The following is a 22,482-nucleotide window of genomic DNA, read 5'->3' on the forward strand; positions in this document are numbered from 1 at the left end:
TTGCCACAGGGGCCTGCGCCGCGATATCCCCGAACGGCACTCCTTCATTCACCCGGCCCTTCATGCTCAAGAATGCCTTCCTGACGCTGCTTTCGCTTGCCATAGCCATTGGCGGCGGCGGCGCTAGCGTCTGGTATGCGCTGAAGATCCAGGACGGCGTCGGCGCGATCCGCATCGGCCAGTGGACCGCCTTTCCCGACATCGGCACGCCGGCCGCCGACCCCTATTCCAAGGCGCGCGTGGCGCGCGAGGGCGTGCTTGCGCTCGGCCGCGCCGAAGGCCTGTCCTTCGTCGCGGAAAATGACGCTGCCGGCGACCAGCTCAAGCGGGAATGCACCTATAGAATAGAGGGCGGATTTCCGACCGCCCGCTTCTGGACGCTCTATGCCGCCGATCAATCGCTTGGCGTCGTCGAGACCGGCAAGCCGCGGCTTGCAGCACTTCAGTCCTACGAGGTGCTGCGCCAGGCCGACAATTCGGTGATCATCTCGGTCGGCCATCACCCGATGCAAGGCAACTGGCTTTTGACCGACGGTTCCGGACGGATGTATTTCGTCCTGACCTTCTATGACACGCCGATCGCCAGCAGTACCGGCCTGTCGGACGTTTCGCTGCCCAGGATCGTGAAGGCCGGTTGCGATGCGTAATCTCCTGGCCGCACTGCGCCGCCTATTTCACGCCGTCCTGCTCGGCCTCGTCGGTGCCGGCATCGTGCATATCGTGGTGCTGCTTCTGGTGCCGGAATTTTCCGAGCGTGACGCGTGGTCGCGACTGTCGATGGCGTCGGATCTCTACAGGATGAACCGGCTCGATGCCGAGGCAGGCGGCGCGCCGGTGGTGAAATCGGTCGACCCGCTGTTTTATGCCACGGCCTGCCGGTTCGATCTCGAGGAAGGCATGGTCCGCATCAAGGCGCCGGGAAATGTCCCCTTCTGGTCGGTGTCGGTCTATGACCGCAACGGCCACAACATCTATTCCTTCAACGACCATACGGCGACCGGTGGCAGGCTGGACGCCGTGGTGCTGACGCCAGCGCAGATGATCGACGTGCGCAAGGATCTGCCCGAGGATCTGCAGGGGGCGATCTTCGTCGAAGCGCCGATCGATGAGGGCATCTTCGTCATCCGCAGCTTCGTCCCGGACGACAGCTGGAAGCCGATCGTGTCGCGCTTTCTCGATCAAAGCTCCTGCGAGCTGCAGGATTTCTAGACCAGATCGAGGCCTGATATCCGCACCAGGAGAGCCGGCAGCGGATGCTGCCTGACGAGCCAGTCGCCGCCTAGGGAAGACTCAGTGGTGCGGCATCGGCGTCCGTGGCGATCCCGGCTTGTCGGGCCCGGCAGGCCGCGCTTCGCCGGCGCTGGACCGCTCATAGCGGATGCCGGGAAAGATGATCACCGCCGCCGGTATTTCGGTGGTTTGCTTGGCTCGATTGGTCGGTGCCGCACGCGGCACGAAAGACAGTACCATGCCCATGATTCGCGCATTCCTCTCGGTTTCCCCGGAGCACAACGCAACGCCTCCAAATATCATTAAGGACGGCAGAGGGTTAACGGAGCGCTAACGGATCACCGCTAACTTGATCTTTGTCCAGAGGTCAGGAGGTTCTGACCGAGGCAATCGCGAAACCGACACAGTCCCGGTTGAGCGTGATCAAGGCTGTGTGTCGAGTATCGGGTATCCTTCGTGTCATCTTCGGACTTCAGGCAAATCGCGATACGGACGGAATCGGGCAAGGCCGAAAGGCTTTTCCGCGCCGCGGTGTCGGCGTTCTGTTCGCTGACCCGCCCCTCCCGCCGCGAGATCGGCCAGCTCGAAGACCTGACACTGCCGCTGTTCGACGATGTGTCCGTCGAATCGCGACGCTACGTGGCAGCCGCCCTCTCCGAATGTGAGTATGCCCCCGCGGCACTCGTGCGGCGCCTGTGCGAAGAACCGGTCGACATTGCCGCGCCGCTGCTGATCCGCTCGCGCGCCGTCAGCGATATCGACCTGATCGCGCTGATCGGCAGGCATGGGCTGCCGCATGCGCGCGCCATCGCGCGCCGCAAGGACCTGAACCCGACCATTGCCGACCTGATCAGGGTGCTCGAAAGACCGACGCTGGTGCGGAAGCGGGATCCTGAGGTGCAAGCTCCCGCGGCGCTAACCGTCGCAGTCGTCAATGTGGAAGCGACCGAAGACAGCGCGACGAGCCAACAGCCCTCCGGCATTGCTGCCGAGAATGCGCGGCGCAGGCTGCGCTCCATGATGCACACCGGTGATGAAGCACTGGCGGCGAAGGTCGATGCGTTCCACGGTTCGGATACCTATGTCAAGCTGCGCGAGACGGCGCTGACGGGAAACGCCGCCTTCTTCCAGACCGCGCTGGCGGACGTGCTCGACATTGATTTTTCGACCGCGCGATCGCTGACCGCCAACCAGAACTACGCCTCATTGTTGGCGGCGCTGCGCTCTCTCGACTTCAGCGAAGACAGGGCCTTCCTGATCACGGTCGCCATCTATCCCAGCCTGTTCCCGCATCCGCAGGCCATCCGCACCTATCTCGACCGCTATCGTCTGCTGCATCGCGATGTGGCTCTGGACACGGTGCGGGGATGGAAAGCCGAGACGCTGTCCAGGATGGTCCGTGAAGATTCCCCGGCAAACAGCGACAGCCGGACGGCCTCGAACAGCGACGATGCCGCCCCCAGCCTCAGGGCGTCTTCACGGAAATAAGCTCCTCGACGGGAACGGTGCCGGCCTCGATCTCGACCACCCAGATGTCGGGATCGAATTTCTTTTCCCTCTCGAGACGGGCATCGAGCACAGCCTGATCATCGCCGGCTGTGAGAAGGCTGAAGAAGCGGTCGTCCGGCTTGGCCGAATCGTAGCTTGTCTGCGGCGCCGGTCCGTAAAGCGCGATTTCGCCCAGCCTACCCCGCGCCAGCACGAAAACAGCACCGGCCTCGGTCGCGCCACGGTTGACCACGGCGGCAAATCCGCCGGCGCCGAAAACCCGGCGCACCAAGGCCGAGACCCAAAGATCCGATGTGACGCGCATGAAAACTCCGCAAAGTGTGCGGGCTATGTATCGCTGTTTCCGCCGCTGGGCGAGCCGTCGTTTCAGGCCTTAGTTGGTCAGGCCGATCTCGCGCATCTTGACGTAGACGATCTCGTCGGGCTCGCCGGTCTGCGGCAGCCCGAACAGCGACTGGAATTCCTTGATCGCCGCCTTGGTGCGCGCACCGACCACACCGTCCAACTGCATATCGTCATTGCCGAACGCCTTGAGCCCGGCCTGGATCTTGACGATGCGGGGATCGGGTCCCTGGGTCTGGGCCCCATCCGCCTGCCCTGAATTCGTTTGCCCGGCATTTGTCTGCCCGGAATTTGTCTGCAACGACACCGGAACGGCGGCTGGCGCGACGTCGGGACGAGGCTGCGGTTTCGGCACGGCAGCGGTCTTCGGCGTTGCGCCAAGCTGATCCAGCAGCAGCGCATCGATTTCGCCGGAGGCGTTGAGCCCGACCTTCTGCTGATAGGCCTGTATGGCCTTGCGCGTGTTGGGGCCGGAAATGCCGTCGACCGTGCCGGGATAGAAGTCGAGGTCCTTCAATATGCCCTGCACCTGCTCGACCACCGGATCGCCCTTGACCGGCGACGGCGCGGCACTGGGTCGTTCGATGTTGAATGTGGTCTCCGGCTCGTCAGCCGCGGCGCGCGGAAAAGCCTGAATGCTGCGGGTGGCGAAGAACGCGCCTGCATGCGGGAAAGGCTGATACCACAGCGCATTCGCCGAGACATAGAACAGCGTCACCAGGAATGCCGTCGATCCGCCCACCAGAACGGGATTGCGCGAAATCATGCCGCCGACGGCGATGGCGCCGTCCTGAAAGGCATTGCTGCGGCGTTTGACCGCCTTAGCCTGTTTTGCGGAGCGAGCCATTTCTGTCCCCTTTCGCCCTCGTCACCGGCATCGTCAGCACCCCTGCCTGGTGCGCCGGGCGCCCCTTCGGCCCGTTGACCGGCAGGCCGATGGTCACCGTGGTGCCCTCGCCCGGCATGCTTTCGATCGACATGGTGCCTTCGTGCAGCGCCACCAGCCCCTTCACCAGGGACAGGCCAAGGCCGGTCCCCTCGAAACGGCGCGTATAGTCGTTCTGGATCTGCATGAAGGGCTTGCCGAGATTGGCGAAATCCTCCTCGGCGATGCCGATGCCGGTATCCCTGACCCAGAAATGCAGGCGCGAACCGATCCGCTTGGCGCCGACGACGACATCGCCGCCGTCGGGCGTGAACTTGATCGCGTTGGAGACCAGGTTGATGAGGATCTGCTGCACGGCGCGGCGATCGGCATTGATGTCGCCGGCGTCGGGAGCGATCTGCGTCTGCAGGTTGATGTTCTTGGCCTGCGCCTGCAGGCTCATCATCGACTGGCACATGTCCACGGCTTCCATGAACCGGAACGGCTCCGGTTCCGCCGCGTAGGCGCCGGATTCGATCCGCGACACGTCGAGTATGGATGTCACGACGGCCAGCAGATGCTGACCAGAATCCCGCACCAGGCCGACATATTCCTTCTGGCGCGGATCCTTGAAATCGCCGAACATCTCGTGCAGCAGCATGTCCGAGAAGCCGATGATGGCGTTCAACGGCGTGCGCAGTTCATGGCTGACCACCGCCAGGAACCGACCCTTGGCCACTTCCGCGGCGGCTGCCGCTTCATTGGCCTGCGCGAGTTCCTCACGCAGCCGGGCCGTCTCATCATTCTCGCGCAGGATGAGCGTGAAGGCGTCGCCCTGTTCCTCGGCGCGCAGCAGTTCGAGCAGGAACGGCCGATAGTTGTCAGCCATCAAGCGACTGTCATGTTGGCGATTGCCGCTCTGGCCATTGCCGTTCTGGGGCAGCCTGATGCGCAATTCGAGGCGGCGCGAGGCAGCACCATCGCGCATGTCGGCCAGGGCGCTGAGATAGGCGACACGGTCCGACAGGTGGACGCGGTCGAAGAGGCCGGTTCCGGAAAGCAGCTCCGGCGGCAATTTCAAAAGCGTGCGCGCCTTGGCCGAGGCATCGAGCACCTCGCCATGGCGGGCGACCCGCAAGATCACCGCGTCGATGATGTCTTCCAGCCGGTCACCGCTATCCAGCGTATCAGCCACACCGGTGCTATCGCGAAACGCCGATAGGCGCGGGATCAGTGTCAGCGCCCAGGCCAACGGCACCAGCCAATGCCAGGCGGCTATCTGCGCACCCGCGAAGGGCAAGAAAGTCGCGGCCAGAGGCTGAAGGGCAATGGCGGCAATGGCCGAGACCGCTCCCCACAAGGCCGCACGCCGCGAGGCGCCGATCCACCAGGCTTCGAACGGCAGCGCCACGGCAAGCATGGCGACAGGAGAACTCAACCCGCCAGCGGCGGCGATCAGACCGCCAAGGGCAACAGCCGCCATCGCCAGGGCGATCGGTGCCGCCGTGGCCATCCTGCCGGTCGCCGCCACCAGCAGGGCGATAAACCAGCACAGACCGAAGGCCGCGAAGATGGCGGCCATGGTCACCGCGGCACCCATGCCTGACGTCACCAGCGTGACCGCGGCACCAGCGGCAAAGAATGGCGCCGCCAGCATGACGCCGATGAAGCGGCGCTGGCGCTCGCGGCCGCTCTGCCCAAGAATCGAGGGATGGACCATACGTTCGCAACCGGCGGCAATCGCGCCAGGCAATTCAGCGTATCTGGCCTTGATCGGCATCAACTCAACGCACTCGCACTCATCGTGAACAGCTCTGCTTTTGCAGATTGTTTTGATTGGCTCTGAAACTCTCATCCAGCGTTTAAGGAATGGATAAGGCAGGGCCGACCAAAGCCCGGCCTGTGGCAAATATCGGGATGCTTGCTGCCGAAAACCCGTGCAAATGCCGCCATAGTAAATGGAGGGTTATCCGAGAACGCCTGCCGTCAGCGGACCGTGGGCGCGGCGAGAAGCGGCTCAATCTAGAGAAAATGCAATGGGAACAACCAGATAAATGGTTATCAGAGCGTAACCAAAATCGTCCCGATATGAAACAAATCCATCGCAAAACGCTTCGTTTCGAATTTGCCTAAAATTTGAGGAAAATTCTCGGCGAACCTGCAAGCCGTCCTTTGTGCCTGTGTGCCAACATCCTGCCCATAAAAGAGGTCATGCCGTATGATGCATGATCCGGTCGCGACGAGAGGCAAGGCATGTTCTTCCTGATAAGAATGGCTTTCTGGTTTTCACTGGTGCTGCTGGCGCTGCCGCTGAGCGTCGGTTCCGACGAGCCGGGGCAGGACAGCGTCGGGCCGATCCAGGCCCTGTTCGCGGCCCGTGACGCGGTCGGCGACATTGCCGGCATCTGCGAACGCAAGCCCGATGTCTGTGAAACTGGCAAATCGGCGATGCACACCATCACCGCACGCGCCAAGGAGACCGCCAAGATCGCGGCCGCCATGCTGGACGACAAGTCCGCCGGCCCCGACACCTCGACGATGACGGCCAGCGTGCCGCAAGAGATTGTCCTGCCCGAGACCGTCAACCTGCCGATAAAGAATTAAGCCGTCTCGACGGCGCACCGCGGGCCGTCTGCCCTCTCGACGCCCGCGGTGTCCTTGTTTTTTTCGTGACGCGGCACCGCTGCATGACTATATCCGGGGTCATGACGACCACGATCCAGACGATCCGCGACGATTTTTCGTTCCTCGATGAATGGGAAGACCGCTACCGCTATGTGATCGAACTGGGCGAGGCGCTGCCGCCCTTTCCCGATGAGCAGCGCAATGCAGCCAACAAGGTGCCGGGCTGCGTCAGCCAGGTCTGGCTGACCACCGAACGGGGACCGGGCAGCGATCCGGTCATTAGCTTCACGGGCGATTCAGACGCCCATATCGTGCGCGGGCTGGTCGCGATCATGCTGGCACTGTTTTCCGGAAGGACCGCCAGCGAGATCCAGAAAACCGATGCGGAAGCGACGCTCAAAGAGCTCGGCCTGGACGAGCACCTGTCGCCGCAACGCGCCAATGGTCTTCGCTCGATGGTCAAGCGCATCAAGCGCGATGCCGAAATGGCGCTCGCGCAGACCGCCTGACGCCGCGCCGATCGGTCGACGACCCTGTAACTTCCCCAAAATCAAACGGCGCCCGAAGGCGCCGTTGATGTCGGTTCGACTTGACAGAGCAGCCGACTACCGCGCCTTGCGCTTGCGACCGAGGCCCATCTTCTTGGCGAGCTGCGAGCGGGCTGCCGCATAGTTCGGGGCAACCATCGGATAGCTCGGGTCGAGATTCCACTTATCGCGATACTGGTCCGGCGTCAGATCATAGTGGGTCATCAGATGACGCTTGAGCGACTTGAACTTCTTACCGTCTTCAAGACAGATAATGTAGTCGTCATGAACCGAGCGCTTCGGGTTGACAGCCGGCTTCTGCTTGTCGGCAGGGGGCTGTTCGGCGGTTCCGCCCACACGCCCGAGAGCGGCATGGACATCTGATATGAGGTTCGGCAGTTCGCCGACCGGCACGGGATTGTTGCTGACATAGGCGGCCACCACATCGGCGGTCAGCTCGATCAGCGCATCATTGTTTCTGGAAGGTGTTTCGACAATATCCATGGTCATCAGGCCCCAACAAGAGTTACGTGGTCAGCGCCCTTTTTTACAGGCAGGGCATTGCACGAATTTTGAGCAGGTAGAGTTTCTGCGATTCGTGTCGCGGGCACATCAATGCGACCGAAGAACAAGTAAGTCAATTCGCCCTTTGCATTATATTTGGGAATGTTGATCAACTATTCGGCAATTAGCTTCAATCTTTCGTGCATCATGTAATTTTTCGATATTTTCCCCGCCAAACCGGCAAGGGCTGACGTTACGTCAGCTGATCGTTACATTCGAGATAACTCACAAAGCAGATTTCAATGCTCTGGTTTGCTTTGCCATCGAGCCGACAATCTTGGTTGTTCACATCTGTCCACAAAACCACAGGTTGCCGCTCATCTTTTTTTGCAGGCAACGAGGCGACCGGCTCCGCCGGCTGGCCGCATCAGGTCAATCGCTGGTGGCCGGTCAATACGGGGTGATGTACTTGCCATAGGCCCAGCCGGTGACGAAGGCGCCGTTCTTGGCCGGGTCATGCCAGATCTCACACCAGCGATAACGAACCGTCTGCTGTTGCTTCCATGCCGGCTGATTGGCGATGTCGAGCAGGTTTATGCCGCCAGTGCAGCGTCCGGTCATCTGCAGGACGGTCCCGTTCGGGTATGCGGCCTGCTTCTGGGATGTGCCGGACGGATACTTGCGCACATTGAGCGTGTCGCCGAACGGCACGTTGGCCACTTGCCAAGCCGCGAATACGGTCGCATGAGACTGGCCGGCAAAGACCAGCGTTAGCGAAGCAACGGCGAAAGTCGCAGCAATCCGAGATCGAACAGTCATTATCTTTCCTCCCAACTCATCTCATGGAGCCGGCACCAGCTCTAGGCTGCGGCCCTTGAACCCACCCTGATCAGCGTATTCATTCGCCATTCAAGATAGTTCCCAAGCGAGACGCAATGACCAACACTCCCCGATTTCCGATCGTCAGCCCGCCGACACCCGAGAAGCGGCCGGTTTTCGACACGCATCACGGCATCACGCGAACCGACGAGTATGCCTGGCTGCGGGCCGACAACTGGCAGGAGATGTTTCGGGACCCTTCCCTGCTCGACGCCGGCATCCGTGCCGAACTCGAAGCCGAGAATGCCTACCAGTCGAAGCTGATGGCCGACACTTCAGACCAGCGGAAGCAGCTTTTCAAGGAGATGAAGGCCCGCATCAAGGAAGACGATTCTTCCGTTCCGATGAAAGACGGGCCCTATGCTTATGGTTCTTCCTTCAAGCTCGGCGGCGAGCAGCCGCGCTATTTCCGCATGCCGCGCGACGGCGGAGCTGAACACATACTGCTCGACGGTGACCTGGAGGCGGAAGGCAAGGCCTATTTCCGGCTCGGCGGCGTCGATCATTCGGCAGATCATCGCAAGCTGTTGTGGGCCTTCGACGACAAGGGTTCCGAGTTCTACACGCTGCGCGTGCGCGACCTTGCCGACGGCAAGGAACTGGCGGACCAGATTCCCGCAACCGGCGGTTCGGGCGTGTGGGACGCGGGCAATGACGGGTTCTTCTATACGCGTCTCGACCCCAACCACCGGCCGTCGAAAGTGCTGTTCCACGCATTGGGCCAAGACCCTGAGAACGACCGCCTGATCTATGAGGAAACCGATCCCGGCTTCTTCATGAATGTCGACGGCACCCGCAACAACCGATGGATCATGATCGGCATCAACGATCACGAGACTTCGGAATATCGCCTGCTGAGCGCCAGCGACCCGTTTGCCGAACCCAGGCTGGTTTCGGCGCGCGAGACCGGCCTTCAATACGAGTTGGAGGAAGGCGGCGACATCTTCTTCATCCTGACCAATGCGGACGGCGCCAAGGACTTCAAGATCATGACGGCGCCGGCAAGCGACCCGGTCCGCGCCAACTGGAAGGAACTGGTGGCGCATGAGCCGGGCCGGCTGATCCTGTCGGTCATCGGCTTCAAGGACCATATGGTCCGGCTCGAACGCAAGGAGGGCCTGCCGCGCATCGTCGTGCGCGACCGCGCCAGCGGTGAAGAGCATCTTCTGTCTCTCGACGAGGAGGCTTTCTCGCTCGGCCTGTCGGGTTCCTATGAATACGACACCGAGATCATGCGCTTTTCCTACTCGTCGATGACGACCCCGGCCCAAGTGTTCGACTACAATATGCGCACCCGCGAGCGCGTGTTGCTCAAGACCCAGGAAGTGCCGTCCGGCCATGATGCGGACCATTATGTCACCAGGCGGCTGATGGCGCCCGCCGCCGATGGCGAGCTGGTGCCGATCTCGCTTCTGCACCATCGCGACACGCCGCTCGATGGATCGGCACCTTGCCTGCTCTATGGCTACGGCTCCTACGGCATCACCGTGCCGGCGGCCTTCAACACCAACTGCCTGTCGCTGGTCGACCGCGGCTTCGTCTACGCCATCGCCCACGTCCGTGGCGGCAAGGACAAGGGCTACGGCTGGTACGATGACGGCAAGCGGGAGCACAAGATGAACACCTTCACGGATTTCATCGCCTGTGCGCGCCACCTCGTTTCCGAGCGCTATACCGCGCATGACCGCATGGTCGCGCAAGGCGGCTCGGCCGGCGGTATGCTGATGGGTGCCATCGCCAACATGGCGCCGGAGTGCTTCGGCGGCATCGTCGCCGAGGTTCCGTTCGTCGACGTGCTCACCACCATGCTCGACGCGACCCTGCCGCTGACACCGCCGGAATGGCCGGAATGGGGCAACCCGATCGCGTCGGCCGACGACTACCGCACCATCGCCGCCTACTCGCCCTACGACAATGTCGCGGCCCTCGATTATCCGCCGATCCTGGCGCTCGCCGGCCTCACCGATCCGCGCGTCACCTATTGGGAGCCGGCCAAATGGGTGGCGCGGCTGCGCGACCGCAAGAGCGGCGACAATCCAGTGCTGTTCAAGATCAACATGGACTCCGGCCATGCCGGGGCGTCGGGCCGGTTTTCAAGGCTTGAGGAGATCGCCTATACTTACTCCTTCGCGCTGAAGGTGACGGGAAAGGCGCAGCTTGCCGAGGAAACTCTCCGATGATCGATCTGTCGACATTGATCGCCTACATCGCCGTCGTGCTCGGCTTTGTCTTTATTCCGGGTCCGGCCACGCTGTTGACGATCGCACGGGCAACGAGTTCGGGAACGAAGGTCGGGATCGCAACCGGTGCCGGGATCGCGGCCGGCGACATGTTTCACACGGTCATGGCGATGGTCGGCATCTCGGCGATCATCGCTACGTCGGCGACACTGTTCAGCATCGTAAAATACATCGGCGCGGCCTACCTGGTTTACCTCGGCATTCGCGCGATCATCGAGAAGACGCCGACCGATCCGACCGCCGGCGCGCTCGCGATCCCCGCCGGCAAGGCATTTCGACAGGCTGTCCTGACCGAGGTGCTCAACCCCAAGACCGCGCTTTTCTTCCTCGCATTCCTGCCTCAGTTCGTGCGGCCCGAAAACGGGTCGGCGATACTTCAACTGGCCGTGTTGGGAATTGTATTTGTCGCGCTGGGCCTTTTCAGCACGGTCATCTTTGCGTTATGCGCCGGTCGGCTCGGCAGTTTCCTGCGCCGAAATCCGACAGTGCTGAAATGGCAGGGCAAGGTGGTCGGCGGCATCTACTGCGCCCTGGGTGTCCGCCTGGCCCTGCAGCAACGCTGACAGCGGCCAGCGCGCATCATCCGGCAGGCATGATGATCATGACTTTTTGAATTCCAAGCCGCTCATTTCCACTCGCAATTGCGACGCTCGCGCGCTACCCAAAGCACGATTTTCCTGGGGCAACAAAGCCCACGCTCGCACAAAGGTCCATTATGCTGCTCGTCGACGTCTATCTCGACAAATCGCCCATCCAGGGTATCGGCGTCTTTGCCAAGAACCACATTGCCAAGGGCACGCTGGTCTGGAAGCTCGACCCTCGGTTCGACCGGATCATCGACGTCGAGACCTATGAAGGCGAGACCGGGCCGGTGAAGAACTATCTCGACCGCTATTCCTACCCCGACCGGCGCGATCCGGCCTTTATCGTCTTTGAAGCCGACGACGCCCGCTACATGAACCATGACGACGAGCCGAATTGCGATGTCTCGTCACCCGAGGAAACCTACGCCTTGCGCGACATCGCTCCGGGCGAGGAGATGACATGCAATTACAACCATTTCTTCGAGGCAGGCTTCGATTTCCTGGGCGACCGCCATCCGTAGTCGATAATTAGCCCGCCGGTTTCTTGCGTGCGGGATAACCGTTCGGGTGCGGCGGTACTGCCTTGAGATAGGCAGCAATCGCTGCCCGATCCTCTGGTGCCAGCTCAGCCATGTTGCGCTGCACGTCGACCATCGCGCCGCCAACGGAATCGAAATCAGGCGTGAAGCCGGTTTCGAGGTAGTTGGCGATATCGCCTGCGGACCAGCTGCCGATACCCCCCTCACCCGAAGTGACGTTCGGCACGACGCCCGAGCCTTCGGCGGCCACGGCACCCGCCAGCCATTCGCCCTTCTTCGTCCCACCCGCCAAATCCCGCGGCGTGTGGCATTCGCCGCAATGGCCCGGTCCTTCGACTAGGTAGCGGCCGGCCATCACCGGCTCAGGCGTGCCAACGGGCAAGGCAACAACAGGCTGGTGGCTGAGATAGAGCAGCTTCCACAGGCCGATGCCGCGACGGACGTTGAAAGGGAAACCGAGCGAATTGGCCGGCGCCTTGCCGGCGACGGCGGGCAGCGTCTTGAGGAAGGCATAAAGGTCGGCGATGTCCGACGGCTTCATGCGGGCGTAGGACGCGTAGGGAAAGGCCGGATAAAAATGCTCGCCGGACGGTGACACGCCCTTGAGCATGGCGTTGGCGAGATCCTCGACCGACCACGCACCGATGCCGTCCTTGGGATCTTGCGAAATGTTGGGCGGCACGAAAGTGCCGAACGGCGTCTTGAGCTCGAGGCCGCCGACGAGCTGGAGCCGCGCATCACCCTGTGAGCCCGGCTTTGCGTGGCAGGAGGTGCAGCCGCCGGCATAGAAAATACGCTTGCCCCGGCTAGCATCGCCCGGCCCGAGTTGCGCCACGGCCGCCGCATCCAGTTTGACCGGTGCCGACAGAAACCAACCGGCAGCCGCGCCGACGCCGCCCAGAATAAGGGCCGCGCCGACGAGCTTTTTCAGCCATGCCATATCAGGCAATCAGCTCTTCTTGATCCTGTAGCCCTGGTGGCAGGTGCCGCAGTCCGAACCGATGGCGCCAACTTGCGCCTTCAGCGCGTCGACATCGGCGGGAGCCGCCGCGACCGCCGCTTTGACGTCGGCGAGATACTTGTCCTCGGCGGCCTTGAAGCCGGCCGTGTCTTCCCAGATTTTCGGGCCTGCCGTCGTGTCGCCGGTATCGCTGCCTTTCGGGAACAACGCGTCGACATCGAACTTCTCGGCGTTCGCCTGCAGCGCCTGCAACTGCGTCAGCACGGCAGCGGCATCAAAGGGCTCATCGCCCTTGGCCACTTTCGACAGGCCGCCGACGATCTTTCCGCGCTCCTTCATCAGAGCCTGCCGGTCGAGGATCGGATCGGCAAAGGCCGCCGAACCGGCGAAGGCGAGCATTGAGATGGCGATGACAAGCTTTCTCATTCATTTGGCTCCATGATGAAGGCATTTCAGGACAGGACGTTAACGGATGCGGTGGGCGAATTATTCCCTTTGCCCGGACGATTTTTGCCGGGCCTTCGCAGCCGCCGACATCGCTACAGAAAAAGAAAAGCCCCGGGATTGCCGGGGCCTTTCTGACGATCGATCACTTCGCCTTTTCGTACAGTTCCAGCACATGATCCCAGTTGATCAGGCTGTCGACGAAGGCCTCGAGATATTTCGGGCGAGCGTTGCGATAGTCGATGTAATAGGAGTGCTCCCAAACGTCGACGCCGAGGATCGGCGAGGCGCCATGAACGAGCGGGTTTTCGCCGTTCGGGGTCTTCGAGATCGCCAGTTTGCCGTCCTTGACCGAAACCCAGGCCCAGCCCGAACCGAACTGCGTCGTGCCGGCGGCGATGAAATCAGCCTTGAACTTGTCGTAGCCACCGAGGTCGCTGTCGACCGCCTTCTGCAGTGCGCCAGGCAGCTTGTTGCCGCCGCCGCCCTTCTTCATCCACTTCCAGAAATGGATGTGGTTGTAGTGCTGGGCTGCATTGTTGAAGAGGCCGGCATTCTTGCCGAACGACTGCTTGACCACCTCTTCGACCGACAGATCGCCAAGGCCGGCTTCCGCGGCCAGCTTGTTGCCGTTGTCGACATAGGCCTTGTGGTGCTTGTCGTGGTGATACTCCAGCGTCTCTTTCGACATGTAGGGCTGCAAGGCCTCATAGTCGTAGGGCAGAGCGGGCAATTCAAAAGCCATGGGTAGTACTCCCTCGTGGAAAAATCCGGTGTGGATACCGGATTAAGATAGGTCTGGATTGAGCTGGAACAACTCCGGAAGTGAAGCGCCGGCACCCTTTCTAAGCGGGTTCTGGAAAACTGTCACACGGTTTTCCCGCGACGAACCGCGCAGCGACAAAAAGGCCAGGCTGGCGCATCAGCCAGCCGACGTCGAATGCGCCCAGTCCCAATAGAGCTCGCGCGCCTTCTTGGCCACCGGCCCGGGTTGCAAATCGCGATCCTCGATGCGCGTGATCGGCACCACCTTGGAGTGATTGCCGGTCGAGAAAATTTCGTCCGCTTCGAGGAAATCGCGCACCGACAGCGTCTTTTCCGTCGTCTTGAAACCGTACTCGCCCAGCAGCGTCATCGTGCGCGAGCGGGTGATGCCGGACAGGAAGGTGCCGTTCGGCGCCGGCGTCAGCACGTGGCCATCCTTGACCAGGAAGATGTTGGAGCTTCCGGTCTCGGCGACATTGCCCAGCATGTCCAGCACCAGCGCATTGTCGAAGCCGCGGATCTTGGCTTCAAGGATGGCGCGGCCATTGTTGGGGTAGAGGCAACCGGCCTTGGCATTGGTCGGCATGGTTTCGATGGTCGGACGCCGGAACGGCGACACGGTCACCGAAAACCCGGTCGGCGAGATCATCGGCGATTCGTAGAGGCAGAGGCAGAAACGGGTCGATGCGGGGTCAGCCGGCACACCCATATAGCCGCCATGCTCGGCCCAGTACATCGGCCTGATATAGACCGCCGTCTTGCCGTCGAATTTCTTCAATCCGTCCCAGGTCAGCCCGACGATCTGTTCTGGCGTCATGGTCGGCTTAAGGCCGAGCGCGATCGCCGAGGCATTCACCCGCCGGGCATGGAGATCGAGGTCGGGCGCCACGCCCTCGAACCAGCGCGCCCCGTCGAACACGCTGGTCCCGAGCCACATGGCGTGGCTGCGCGGCCCAAGGATGGCGACGTTGCCCTCGTACCAGTCGCCGTCGACGAAAGTCCATGTCGCGGATTGCGCCGTTGCCGCCAGTGTCATCGCGTTGTCCCGTTCCGATCAATCTTGTGTGACAACATTGGATGATGCTTTGGCCGCTGCCGTCAACGGGCATCGGGGAGTTTTGTTGAGGCCAGCGACAGGCGTGATGCAATCAAGGCTTGCACCTTGCCCCGCCTCGCCTCAAAACTGTCGCCATGCAATACGCTGCCTATGTTTTCGACGCCTACGGTACGCTGTTCGACGTGCATGCCGCCGTGCGCCGCCATGCCGACCGGATCGGGCCCGATGGCCAGCTGCTGTCCGAAATCTGGCGCGCCAAGCAGCTCGAATATTCCTGGGTGCGCACGCTGATGGGCGCCTATTCCGATTTCTGGCAGTTGACCGAACAGGCGCTCGACTTCGCCTTGCGCAAGGTCCCTTCGGCCGATCCAAGCCTCAAGGCCAAGCTGCTGGAAGCCTACTGGCGGCTGGATTGCTACCCGGAAGTGCCGGCCGTGCTGAAGGCGCTCAAGGCCTCGGGAGCCAGGCTGGCGATCCTCTCCAACGGCTCGCCGGAAATGCTGGAAGCGGCGGTCAAGTCCGCTGCGCTCGACCAGGTCCTGGACGATATCTATTCGGTCGATGCGGTGCGGCGTTTCAAGACCGATCCGGCGGTCTACGACATGGTCGCCACCGGCTGGCGCCTCTATCCCGGCGCGGTGTCCTTCCAGTCCTCCAACCGCTGGGACATTGCGGGCGCCACCAAATTCGGCTTCCGCACGGTGTGGATCAACCGCTCCAACCAGCCCGAGGAATATCGGGACTTCCCGCCGGCACTGATCCTGCCAACCCTCGAAGCGTTGGTGCCTGGCACCTAGGCAACAAGCTGTGGCCCCAGCGCCACAGTGGCGGCGCAGTCACAGCTTCGCCTTTGTTTGTCCACGTTCGGGCCAGAATCGGAACCGCCTATCGCCTCAGGTGTTGTCAGGCACCCGTAACAGCGGTCGGCGTATTGACGCTTTGTTGCGATTTGAGTCTTAAAGAAGGCAATCATGTCCATAACCGAAATCGAATCCTACCGCCTGAGCCGTCGCGGCTTTCTGAACGCCGCAGCATTAGGCGCCGCCTCGATCGCGGTTTCCGCATGCGCCACTACAGGGCCGGGCCCGGTCGAGCCGCCGCCGCCAGCCTATGTTGAACCGCCTCTGCCCGACTACGCGACGATGTATGCGGCCGTCAGCGATGGCGGTTTCGACCTTCCGGCCATACCGTTCGAAAGAATCGATCCGCAGTACCTGCGCCAGATCGTGCCCGATCCGACGGGGCAGAAGCCTGGCACCATCGTCGTCGATACGACCGGACATCATCTCTATCTGGTGCGACCGGGCGGCCAGGCGATCCGCTATGGTGTCGGCCTCGGCCGCGCCGGCTTTGAATGGTCTGGCGATGCCGTCGTCCAGTGGAAGCAGAAGTGGCCGAAATGGACGCCGCCGGATGAAATGATCGCCCGGCAGCCGGAATTGAAGCCATACAGCGCCGACAATGGCGGCATGCCCGGCGGGCTGAAGAACCCGCTCGGTGCGCGCGCGCTCTATCTTTTCCAGGGCAACGTCGACACGCTCTACCGCTTGCACGGTTCGCCGGAATGGAAATCGATCGGCAAGTCGGTTTCGTCAGGCTGCGTTCGTTTCATGAACCAGGACATCATCGATCTCTATGATCGCGTGCCCCAGAAGACGCCGGTCATCGTGACCGCTGATATCGGCCAGGCAATGGCGGCGACGGCCAACCGCAAGGCTATCCCGATCGATTCCGGCGTGCCGGACGGATCGATCCTGCTCGGACCCGTCAAGGCGGTCACCAACGCGATCTTCTGAGTTGGCCATCTGCGGAGCTGCTTAGCGCCACGCGTCCAAGGGCACGCGCGGCGCTGTAGCAGCGGAGCCTTTAACTCTTTGTTTTGACGCAATTCCCCAGGGAAAGCGCTACGCGCTTTTCCCCCGAAACCGTCCACATTTCCTGGAATCGCTCTGGCTCTGGCCTACAATTCAGCGGCCCCGCGACAGGCTCCCCAGTATCCCGCGCACGATCGCGCGTCCGACCGACGAACCGACCGAGCGCACCACCGACTTGATTGCGGCCTCGGCCACCGTCTGGCGATTGGAGGGGCGCGGCGCCGGCGCGCGGCGGCCACCCGACTGCGACGGCGGATCGTCATTGCCAAAACCCGGAATGGTCCAGCGCGAGCCGCCAGTGCCGGCCTGCTGTGCCTGCGCTTCGGCGTCTTGCGCCTCCTTGGCCTTCTTCTGCAGCATCTCGAAGGCCGATTCGCGGTCGATGACCTCGTCGTACTGTCCGGTGACGGGGCTTTCCGCGATCAGCTTTTGCCGCTCGGCGGGAGTTATCGGCCCGAGCCGCGACGACGGCGGACGGATCAAGGTGCGTTGAACCATGGACGGAATGCCTTTGGCCTCCAGCGTCGAGACCAGCGCTTCGCCGGTGGCGAGCTGGGTGATGGCGACGGCGCAATCGAAATCGGGATTGGGACGGAACGTTTCCGCTGCCGTCCTCACCGCCTGCTGCTCACGCGGCGTATAGGCGCGCAGCGCGTGCTGGACGCGATTGCCGAGCTGGGCCAGAACCTTTTCAGGGATATCCAGAGGGTTCTGCGTGACGAAATAGACGCCGACACCTTTCGAGCGGATCAGGCGGACGACTTGTTCGACGCGGTCGATCAGCACTTTCGGCGCTTCGTCGAACAGAAGATGCGCCTCGTCGAAGAAGAACACCAGCTTCGGCTTGTCGGGATCGCCGACTTCCGGCAACACCTCGAAGAGTTCCGACATCAGCCACAACAGGAAGGTCGCGTAGAGCCGCGGGTTCATCATCAGCTTGTCGGCGGCAAGCACGCTGATCGCACCGCGCCCATCACGCGTGGTGCGCATGATGTCGGAAATCCGCAGTGCCGGCTCGCCGAAGAAATGCGCGGCACCTTGCTGCTCCAGCACCAGCAGCGTGCGCTGGATTGCTCCCACGGAAGGCTTGGTCACATTGCCGTAGCGCGAGCCGATCTCGTCGGCGCGCTGGGCGATGTTGGAGAGCAGCGCCTGAAGATCCTTCATGTCGAGCAGCAGCAGTCCTTCCTCGTCGGCCAGACGGAAGGCGATGTTCATGATGCCTTCCTGCGCCTCGGTGAGGTTCATCAGGCGCGACAATAGCAGCGGCCCCATTTCGGAGACGGTGGCGCGGATCGGATGCCCCTGCTCGCCGAACAGGTCCCAGAAGATGACCGGAAACTCCTGGAAATCATAGCGGTCGAGCTTGACCTGCGCGGCCCGCTTGACCAGGAAATCCTGCGCCGTGCCCATCATGGAAATGCCGGACAGGTCGCCCTTGATGTCGGCGCAGAACACCGGCACGCCGGCATTCGAAAAACCTTCGGCCAGGATCTGCAAGGTAACGGTCTTGCCGGTGCCGGTCGCACCGGTCACCAAGCCATGGCGATTCCCATATTGCAGCAACAGCTGCTCGGCGCGCTGATAGCTGTCGTCGGGCTTGCGGCTGGCGCCGATAAAAATACTGGTGTCGTCAGCCATATCCAGGGTCTCCGCAAACTGATGTGTCAAAAAGCCAGCCTTTGCCCGAAGGTATAGTGAGGCTGTTGCACAGCGACAAGCCGATCATCTAGATCGGGGCCGATCATCCAAAGCGGGCCAATCGTCCCAATCGGACCCATCGCCGAAATCGGATTTTTCGAACTTGCGGATTTCACTGGTGTTTGGCAATCGTCCATGGTTCGTCCATGCAAGCCGCCCTATATCTGGTGGATCGCATTCGGACCTCTACGTGCATTGCGATAACCGGTCGGGGACCGTAGACTGAAGCGCCCGGCTGGTGCGGCCACATAAACGAGGAAGATGGATGGGCGCCGGAGCCTTGACCAAGGATGTTGAACCCATGAACGCCGAGCGTCAGCGTTGGCTGGCCCTGGCGGAAAAGGCGTTGGCCGGCGCATCCTTCGAGGAAAAGCTGGTCTCGCACACCGACGACACCATCCGCATCGAGCCCCTCTACGATCGTGCTACCAGAACAGAGCCGATCGTGCGCGCAAATCCCCGATCGCCCTGGATTGTCAGCCAGCGCGTCGACGACCCCGATGTCGATCGCGCCAAGGCGCAGGTTCTGGATGATATCGCGCAGGGCGCGACGGGATTGTCGCTCGTCTTCGAAGGTGCTCCGAACGCATTCGGCTACGGTCTGCCGAGGACCGCACAGGCGCTGGAAACGGTGCTGGAGGGTGTGCCCCTCAACCGGATCCAGATTCGCATCGATACCCATCCGTGGAGCCGCCCCATGGCCGACTGGCTGGTGGCGTTCCTGAGCAAGCGCCGCTCCGATCCGGCAAAGCTCAACCTGTCGTTCGGCATCGATCCGGCGGCTATCCTGGCCGGTACCGGCCGGCTGCGCATGTCGATCGAGGCGCTGCAGGAATCGATGCCGCAATCGCTGGCGCATTTCTTCTCGATGGGCGTTCCCGGCGTGCTGCTGGAAGCGGACGGTCGCGTCTTCCACAATGCCGGCGCCACGGAAGCGCAGGAACTCGGCATCATGCTGGCTTCGGCGGTCTCGTATCTGAGAATGTTCGAGAAAGCGCGGCAGCCGCTCGTCTATGCGGCACCGCATATCGGCTTCGCGCTCAGCGTCGACCAGGACCAGTTCCTGTCGATGGCCAAGGTCCGGGCGCTGCGCAGACTGTGGGCACGGGTGCAGGAAGCCTGCTCGATCCCCAATTCCACGGCCAACATCCATGCCGAGACATCATTTCGCATGATGACGGCATTGGACCCCGAGACCAACATCCTGCGCACGACGATCGGCTGCTTCGCCGCGGCCGCGGGGGGAGCCGATTCGATCTCCATCCTGCCGCATACGATCGCGCATGGCCTGCCGGCGGCTTTTGCCCGCCGCGTCGCGCGCAACGCGCAGCTGATCATGGCCAATGAAAGCCATGTCGATCACGTCGCCGATCCCGCCTATGGATCCGGCGCGGTCGAAACGCTGACGGCAGACCTTTGCGAAGCTGCCTGGGCGGAGTTGCAAACGATCGAAGCCGAAGGGGGCGTATTGTTCAGCCTTCGGGACGGACACATCCAGAAGCGCGTTCGCGCTGCCGCCGCCCGTCGCGACGCCGCCTTCAAGTCCGGCGAGCGAGCCATCATCGGCACAACACTCTATCCGCAGAAGAGCGAGCGTCCGGTCGAGACGCTGGACGCGGAGCAGCGGCCTGCCTTCACCGAAGGTGTCGTCCTGTGCGAACCGCTGTTTCCGGCCCGCATCGACCAATCCATCGGGGCAGCCTCTTGATCCCGGATTTCAGTCAGATCGGCTGGGTGTCGCCGCGCCGCGCGCCGGTCGAGGTCAAGGGCCAGCGGACGACGCCGGAAGGGCTTGTCGTCAAGCATCTCTACAATCAGGGCGACCTCAAGGGCCTGCCGCATCTCGACACCTATCCAGGCCTGCCGCCCTTCGTGCGCGGCCCCTACCCGACCATGTATGTCCAGCAGCCCTGGACGATCCGGCAATATGCCGGTTTCTCCACGGCCGAAGAGTCCAACGCGTTTTACCGGCGCAATCTTGCCGCCGGTCAGAAAGGCTTGTCTGTCGCCTTCGATCTGGCCACGCATCGCGGCTATGACAGCGACCATCCGCGCGTTTCCGGCGATGTCGGCATGGCTGGTGTCGCCATCGATTCCATCCTCGACATGCGGCAGTTGTTCGACGGCATTCCACTCGGCGACATGACGGTGTCGATGACGATGAACGGGGCGGTGCTGCCGATCATGGCGCTCTACATCGTCGCGGCTGAGGAACAGGGCGTTGCACAGAAGGATCTGGCCGGGACCATTCAGAACGACATTCTGAAGGAGTTCATGGTCCGCAACACCTACATCTATCCGCCAAAGCCCTCGATGCGGATCGTTTCGGACATCTTCTCCTACACATCGAAGAATATGCCGAAATTCAACTCGATATCGATCTCCGGYTACCACATGCAGGAAGCCGGCGCGACCGCCGACCTGGAGCTTGCCTATACGATCGCCGACGGCATCGAATATGCCCGCGCCGGTGTCGCGGCGGGGCTCGATATCGACCGTTTCGCGCCACGCCTGTCGTTCTTCTGGGCGATCGGCATGAACTTCTTCATGGAAGTCGCCAAGCTCAGGGCCGCGCGCCTGCTGTGGGCGACACTGATGAAGAAGAATTTTGCGCCGAAGGACGAGCGCTCGCTGTCGCTGCGCACCCATTGCCAGACGTCCGGCTGGTCGCTGACGGCGCAGGACCCCTACAACAACATCATCCGCACCATGATCGAGGCGATGGCGGCCACGCAGGGCCACACCCAATCACTGCACACCAACTCTTTCGACGAAGCGATGGCGCTGCCGACCGACCATTCGGCGCGCATCGCCCGCAACACGCAGCTCATCCTGCAAAAGGAATCCGGCACCACGCGCATCATCGACCCGTGGGGCGGATCGGCCTATCTCGAACGGCTGACGCACGATCTGGCGGCACGCGCGCTTGCCCATATCGAGGAAGTCGAGGCTCTCGGTGGCATGGCCGCCGCGACCGAACAAGGCATTCCGAAGCTGCGCATCGAGGAGGCGGCGGCGCGCACGCAGGCACGCATCGATTCCGGCGAACAGATGCTGGTCGGCGTCAATGCGCATCGCCCCGAGAACGACATCAAGGTCGACGTGCTGAAGATCGACAATGCCGAGGTCCGGGCCCGGCAATTGTCGAAGCTGCAACGGCTGAAGGGCACACGCGAGGTCGCCGCGGTGGAGAGCGCACTCGATGCGCTGACCCGCGCCGCACAGGGCAATGAGAACCTGCTGGAATTCGCCATCCGCGCCGCGCGCGCCAATGCGACAGTCGGCGAGATTTCGTTTGCGCTCGAAAGAGCCTTTGGCCGCCACGTTGCGACGGTGCAGACCATTTCCGGCGTCTATCGCAAGGCGCTTGGCGACAATGCCGTGGTCGACGGGCTGCAGGACAAGCTTAGCGCCTTCGAGAAGAAAAACGGCGTCAAGCCGCGCATCCTCGTTGCCAAGATGGGACAGGATGGCCACGACCGTGGGCAGAAGGTGATCGCCACCGCCTTCGCCGATCTCGGCTTCGACGTCACCGTCGGCGCGATGTTCCAGACGCCGGAAGAGATCGCGAAACTGGCGGTCCAGCACGATGTCCATGTCATCGGCGCCTCGTCGCTGGCGGCGGGGCACCTGACGCTGATCCCCGAATTGCGCGACGCGCTTAAAAAGCTCGGCCGTGGCGACATGCTGATTGTGGCCGGCGGCGTCATCCCACCGCAGGATTATGAGGCGGTTCTGCAAGCCGGCGCGGCGGAAATCTTCCCGCCGGGAACGGTTATTCCGGAGGCGGCGGACCGGCTGATGGATCGGCTGCTGTCGACCCAATAGGTCTGTTA

General features: G+C 62.3%; 23 protein-coding genes. 12 read left to right on the forward strand and 11 right to left on the reverse strand.

Going from position 1 to position 22,482, the window contains the following annotated elements; genetic code table 11:
* Window positions 1-62: 62 nt before the first annotated feature.
* Window positions 63-647, forward strand: a complete 585-nt coding sequence (locus AC1DX4_RS06475; RefSeq protein ID WP_477219525.1) for a DUF1214 domain-containing protein — start codon at window positions 63-65, stop codon at window positions 645-647.
* Window positions 640-1,209 carry a DUF1254 domain-containing protein gene (locus AC1DX4_RS06480; protein WP_477219526.1) on the forward strand — a complete coding sequence of 190 codons (570 nt, stop codon included), beginning with the start codon at window positions 640-642 and terminating at the stop codon, window positions 1,207-1,209. Before AC1DX4_RS06475 ends, AC1DX4_RS06480 begins: the two co-directional genes overlap by 8 nt.
* Window positions 1,210-1,290: 81 nt before the next feature.
* Here the strand turns inward: AC1DX4_RS06480 and AC1DX4_RS06485 are convergent, their stop codons facing one another.
* On the reverse strand, window positions 1,291-1,476 hold the full coding sequence (locus AC1DX4_RS06485; RefSeq protein ID WP_081850319.1) for a hypothetical protein: 186 nt from the start codon (window positions 1,474-1,476) through the stop codon (window positions 1,291-1,293).
* A gap of 210 nt (window positions 1,477-1,686) precedes the next feature.
* Between AC1DX4_RS06485 and AC1DX4_RS06490 the strand changes: the two genes are divergently transcribed.
* Complete coding sequence (locus AC1DX4_RS06490; protein ID WP_477219527.1) at window positions 1,687-2,718, forward strand: hypothetical protein; 1,032 nt, start codon at window positions 1,687-1,689, stop codon at window positions 2,716-2,718.
* On the opposite strand, the gene AC1DX4_RS06495 is transcribed toward AC1DX4_RS06490, so the two are convergent.
* The 3 genes from AC1DX4_RS06495 to AC1DX4_RS06505 all read right to left on the reverse strand — a co-directional run bounded on the left by AC1DX4_RS06495 (window position 2,696) and on the right by AC1DX4_RS06505 (window position 5,666).
* A complete protein-coding gene (locus AC1DX4_RS06495; protein ID WP_477219528.1) occupies window positions 2,696-3,043 on the reverse strand; it encodes a DUF1491 family protein in 348 nt (115 codons plus the stop codon). The genes AC1DX4_RS06490 and AC1DX4_RS06495 overlap by 23 nt on opposite strands.
* A gap of 69 nt (window positions 3,044-3,112) precedes the next feature.
* Window positions 3,113-3,928 carry a peptidoglycan-binding domain-containing protein gene (locus tag AC1DX4_RS06500; RefSeq protein ID WP_477219529.1) on the reverse strand — a complete coding sequence of 272 codons (816 nt, stop codon included), beginning with the start codon at window positions 3,926-3,928 and terminating at the stop codon, window positions 3,113-3,115.
* Window positions 3,903-5,666 carry a sensor histidine kinase gene (locus tag AC1DX4_RS06505; protein WP_477219530.1) on the reverse strand — a complete coding sequence of 588 codons (1,764 nt, stop codon included), beginning with the start codon at window positions 5,664-5,666 and terminating at the stop codon, window positions 3,903-3,905. Before AC1DX4_RS06505 ends, AC1DX4_RS06500 begins: the two co-directional genes overlap by 26 nt.
* Window positions 5,667-6,199: 533 nt before the next feature.
* Here AC1DX4_RS06505 and AC1DX4_RS06510 point away from each other — a divergent pair.
* Complete coding sequence (locus tag AC1DX4_RS06510; protein ID WP_477219531.1) at window positions 6,200-6,550, forward strand: DUF5330 domain-containing protein; 351 nt, start codon at window positions 6,200-6,202, stop codon at window positions 6,548-6,550.
* A 101-nt stretch (window positions 6,551-6,651) separates the two neighbouring features.
* On the forward strand, window positions 6,652-7,080 hold the full coding sequence (locus AC1DX4_RS06515) for a SufE family protein (RefSeq protein ID WP_477219783.1): 429 nt from the start codon (window positions 6,652-6,654) through the stop codon (window positions 7,078-7,080).
* Window positions 7,081-7,176: 96 nt separating this feature from the next.
* On the opposite strand, the gene AC1DX4_RS06520 is transcribed toward AC1DX4_RS06515, so the two are convergent.
* Both AC1DX4_RS06520 and AC1DX4_RS06525 read right to left on the reverse strand, forming a co-directional pair.
* A complete protein-coding gene (locus AC1DX4_RS06520) occupies window positions 7,177-7,602 on the reverse strand; it encodes a Ros/MucR family transcriptional regulator (protein WP_477219532.1) in 426 nt (141 codons plus the stop codon).
* A 450-nt stretch (window positions 7,603-8,052) separates the two neighbouring features.
* Window positions 8,053-8,421: an SH3 domain-containing protein gene (locus AC1DX4_RS06525; protein ID WP_477219533.1), complete on the reverse strand. Its 369-nt coding sequence runs from the start codon at window positions 8,419-8,421 to the stop codon at window positions 8,053-8,055.
* Window positions 8,422-8,537: 116 nt separating this feature from the next.
* Here AC1DX4_RS06525 and AC1DX4_RS06530 point away from each other — a divergent pair, with 116 nt between their 5' ends.
* From AC1DX4_RS06530 to AC1DX4_RS06540, 3 genes are all read left to right on the forward strand, one after another.
* Complete coding sequence (locus AC1DX4_RS06530) at window positions 8,538-10,661, forward strand: S9 family peptidase (RefSeq protein WP_477219534.1); 2,124 nt, start codon at window positions 8,538-8,540, stop codon at window positions 10,659-10,661.
* A complete protein-coding gene (locus AC1DX4_RS06535; protein ID WP_477219535.1) occupies window positions 10,658-11,284 on the forward strand; it encodes a LysE family translocator in 627 nt (208 codons plus the stop codon). Before AC1DX4_RS06530 ends, AC1DX4_RS06535 begins: the two co-directional genes overlap by 4 nt.
* A 152-nt stretch (window positions 11,285-11,436) precedes the next feature.
* Window positions 11,437-11,826: an SET domain-containing protein gene (locus tag AC1DX4_RS06540; protein WP_477219536.1), complete on the forward strand. Its 390-nt coding sequence runs from the start codon at window positions 11,437-11,439 to the stop codon at window positions 11,824-11,826.
* Between the two features lie 7 nt (window positions 11,827-11,833).
* Here AC1DX4_RS06540 and AC1DX4_RS06545 read toward each other — a convergent pair whose 3' ends face one another.
* From AC1DX4_RS06545 to AC1DX4_RS06560, 4 genes are all read right to left on the reverse strand, one after another.
* Window positions 11,834-12,784: a cytochrome c gene (locus AC1DX4_RS06545; protein ID WP_477219784.1), complete on the reverse strand. Its 951-nt coding sequence runs from the start codon at window positions 12,782-12,784 to the stop codon at window positions 11,834-11,836.
* Window positions 12,785-12,793: 9 nt separating this feature from the next.
* Window positions 12,794-13,231 carry a cytochrome c gene (locus AC1DX4_RS06550; RefSeq protein ID WP_027041587.1) on the reverse strand — a complete coding sequence of 146 codons (438 nt, stop codon included), beginning with the start codon at window positions 13,229-13,231 and terminating at the stop codon, window positions 12,794-12,796.
* A gap of 163 nt (window positions 13,232-13,394) precedes the next feature.
* Entirely contained in the window at window positions 13,395-13,994 is a 600-nt protein-coding gene (locus AC1DX4_RS06555; RefSeq protein WP_013532667.1) for a superoxide dismutase, read from the reverse strand.
* Window positions 13,995-14,171: 177 nt separating this feature from the next.
* On the reverse strand, window positions 14,172-15,050 hold the full coding sequence (locus tag AC1DX4_RS06560) for a branched-chain amino acid aminotransferase (protein ID WP_477219537.1): 879 nt from the start codon (window positions 15,048-15,050) through the stop codon (window positions 14,172-14,174).
* Window positions 15,051-15,205: 155 nt separating this feature from the next.
* Here AC1DX4_RS06560 and AC1DX4_RS06565 point away from each other — a divergent pair, with 155 nt between their 5' ends.
* Window positions 15,206-15,868, forward strand: coding sequence for a haloacid dehalogenase type II (locus tag AC1DX4_RS06565; protein ID WP_477219538.1), 663 nt, complete (start codon window positions 15,206-15,208; stop codon window positions 15,866-15,868).
* A 174-nt stretch (window positions 15,869-16,042) separates the two neighbouring features.
* The gene (locus AC1DX4_RS06570; protein ID WP_477219539.1) at window positions 16,043-16,867 is read left to right on the forward strand and encodes a L,D-transpeptidase; all 825 of its coding nucleotides are present in this window, start codon (window positions 16,043-16,045) and stop codon (window positions 16,865-16,867) included.
* Window positions 16,868-17,038: 171 nt separating this feature from the next.
* On the opposite strand, the gene AC1DX4_RS06575 is transcribed toward AC1DX4_RS06570, so the two are convergent.
* Complete coding sequence (locus AC1DX4_RS06575; RefSeq protein WP_477219540.1) at window positions 17,039-18,586, reverse strand: helicase HerA-like C-terminal domain-containing protein; 1,548 nt, start codon at window positions 18,584-18,586, stop codon at window positions 17,039-17,041.
* A 325-nt stretch (window positions 18,587-18,911) separates the two neighbouring features.
* On the opposite strand from AC1DX4_RS06575, the gene AC1DX4_RS06580 reads away from it, so the two are divergent.
* Entirely contained in the window at window positions 18,912-20,354 is a 1,443-nt protein-coding gene (locus tag AC1DX4_RS06580) for a methylmalonyl-CoA mutase subunit beta (RefSeq protein ID WP_477219541.1), read from the forward strand.
* On the forward strand, window positions 20,351-22,474 hold the full coding sequence (scpA, locus tag AC1DX4_RS06585) for a methylmalonyl-CoA mutase (RefSeq protein WP_477219542.1): 2,124 nt from the start codon (window positions 20,351-20,353) through the stop codon (window positions 22,472-22,474). Before AC1DX4_RS06580 ends, scpA begins: the two co-directional genes overlap by 4 nt.
* Window positions 22,475-22,482: the final 8 nt, after the last annotated feature.

The sequence above is a fragment of the Mesorhizobium sp. P3_A8 genome (assembly GCF_056402995.1).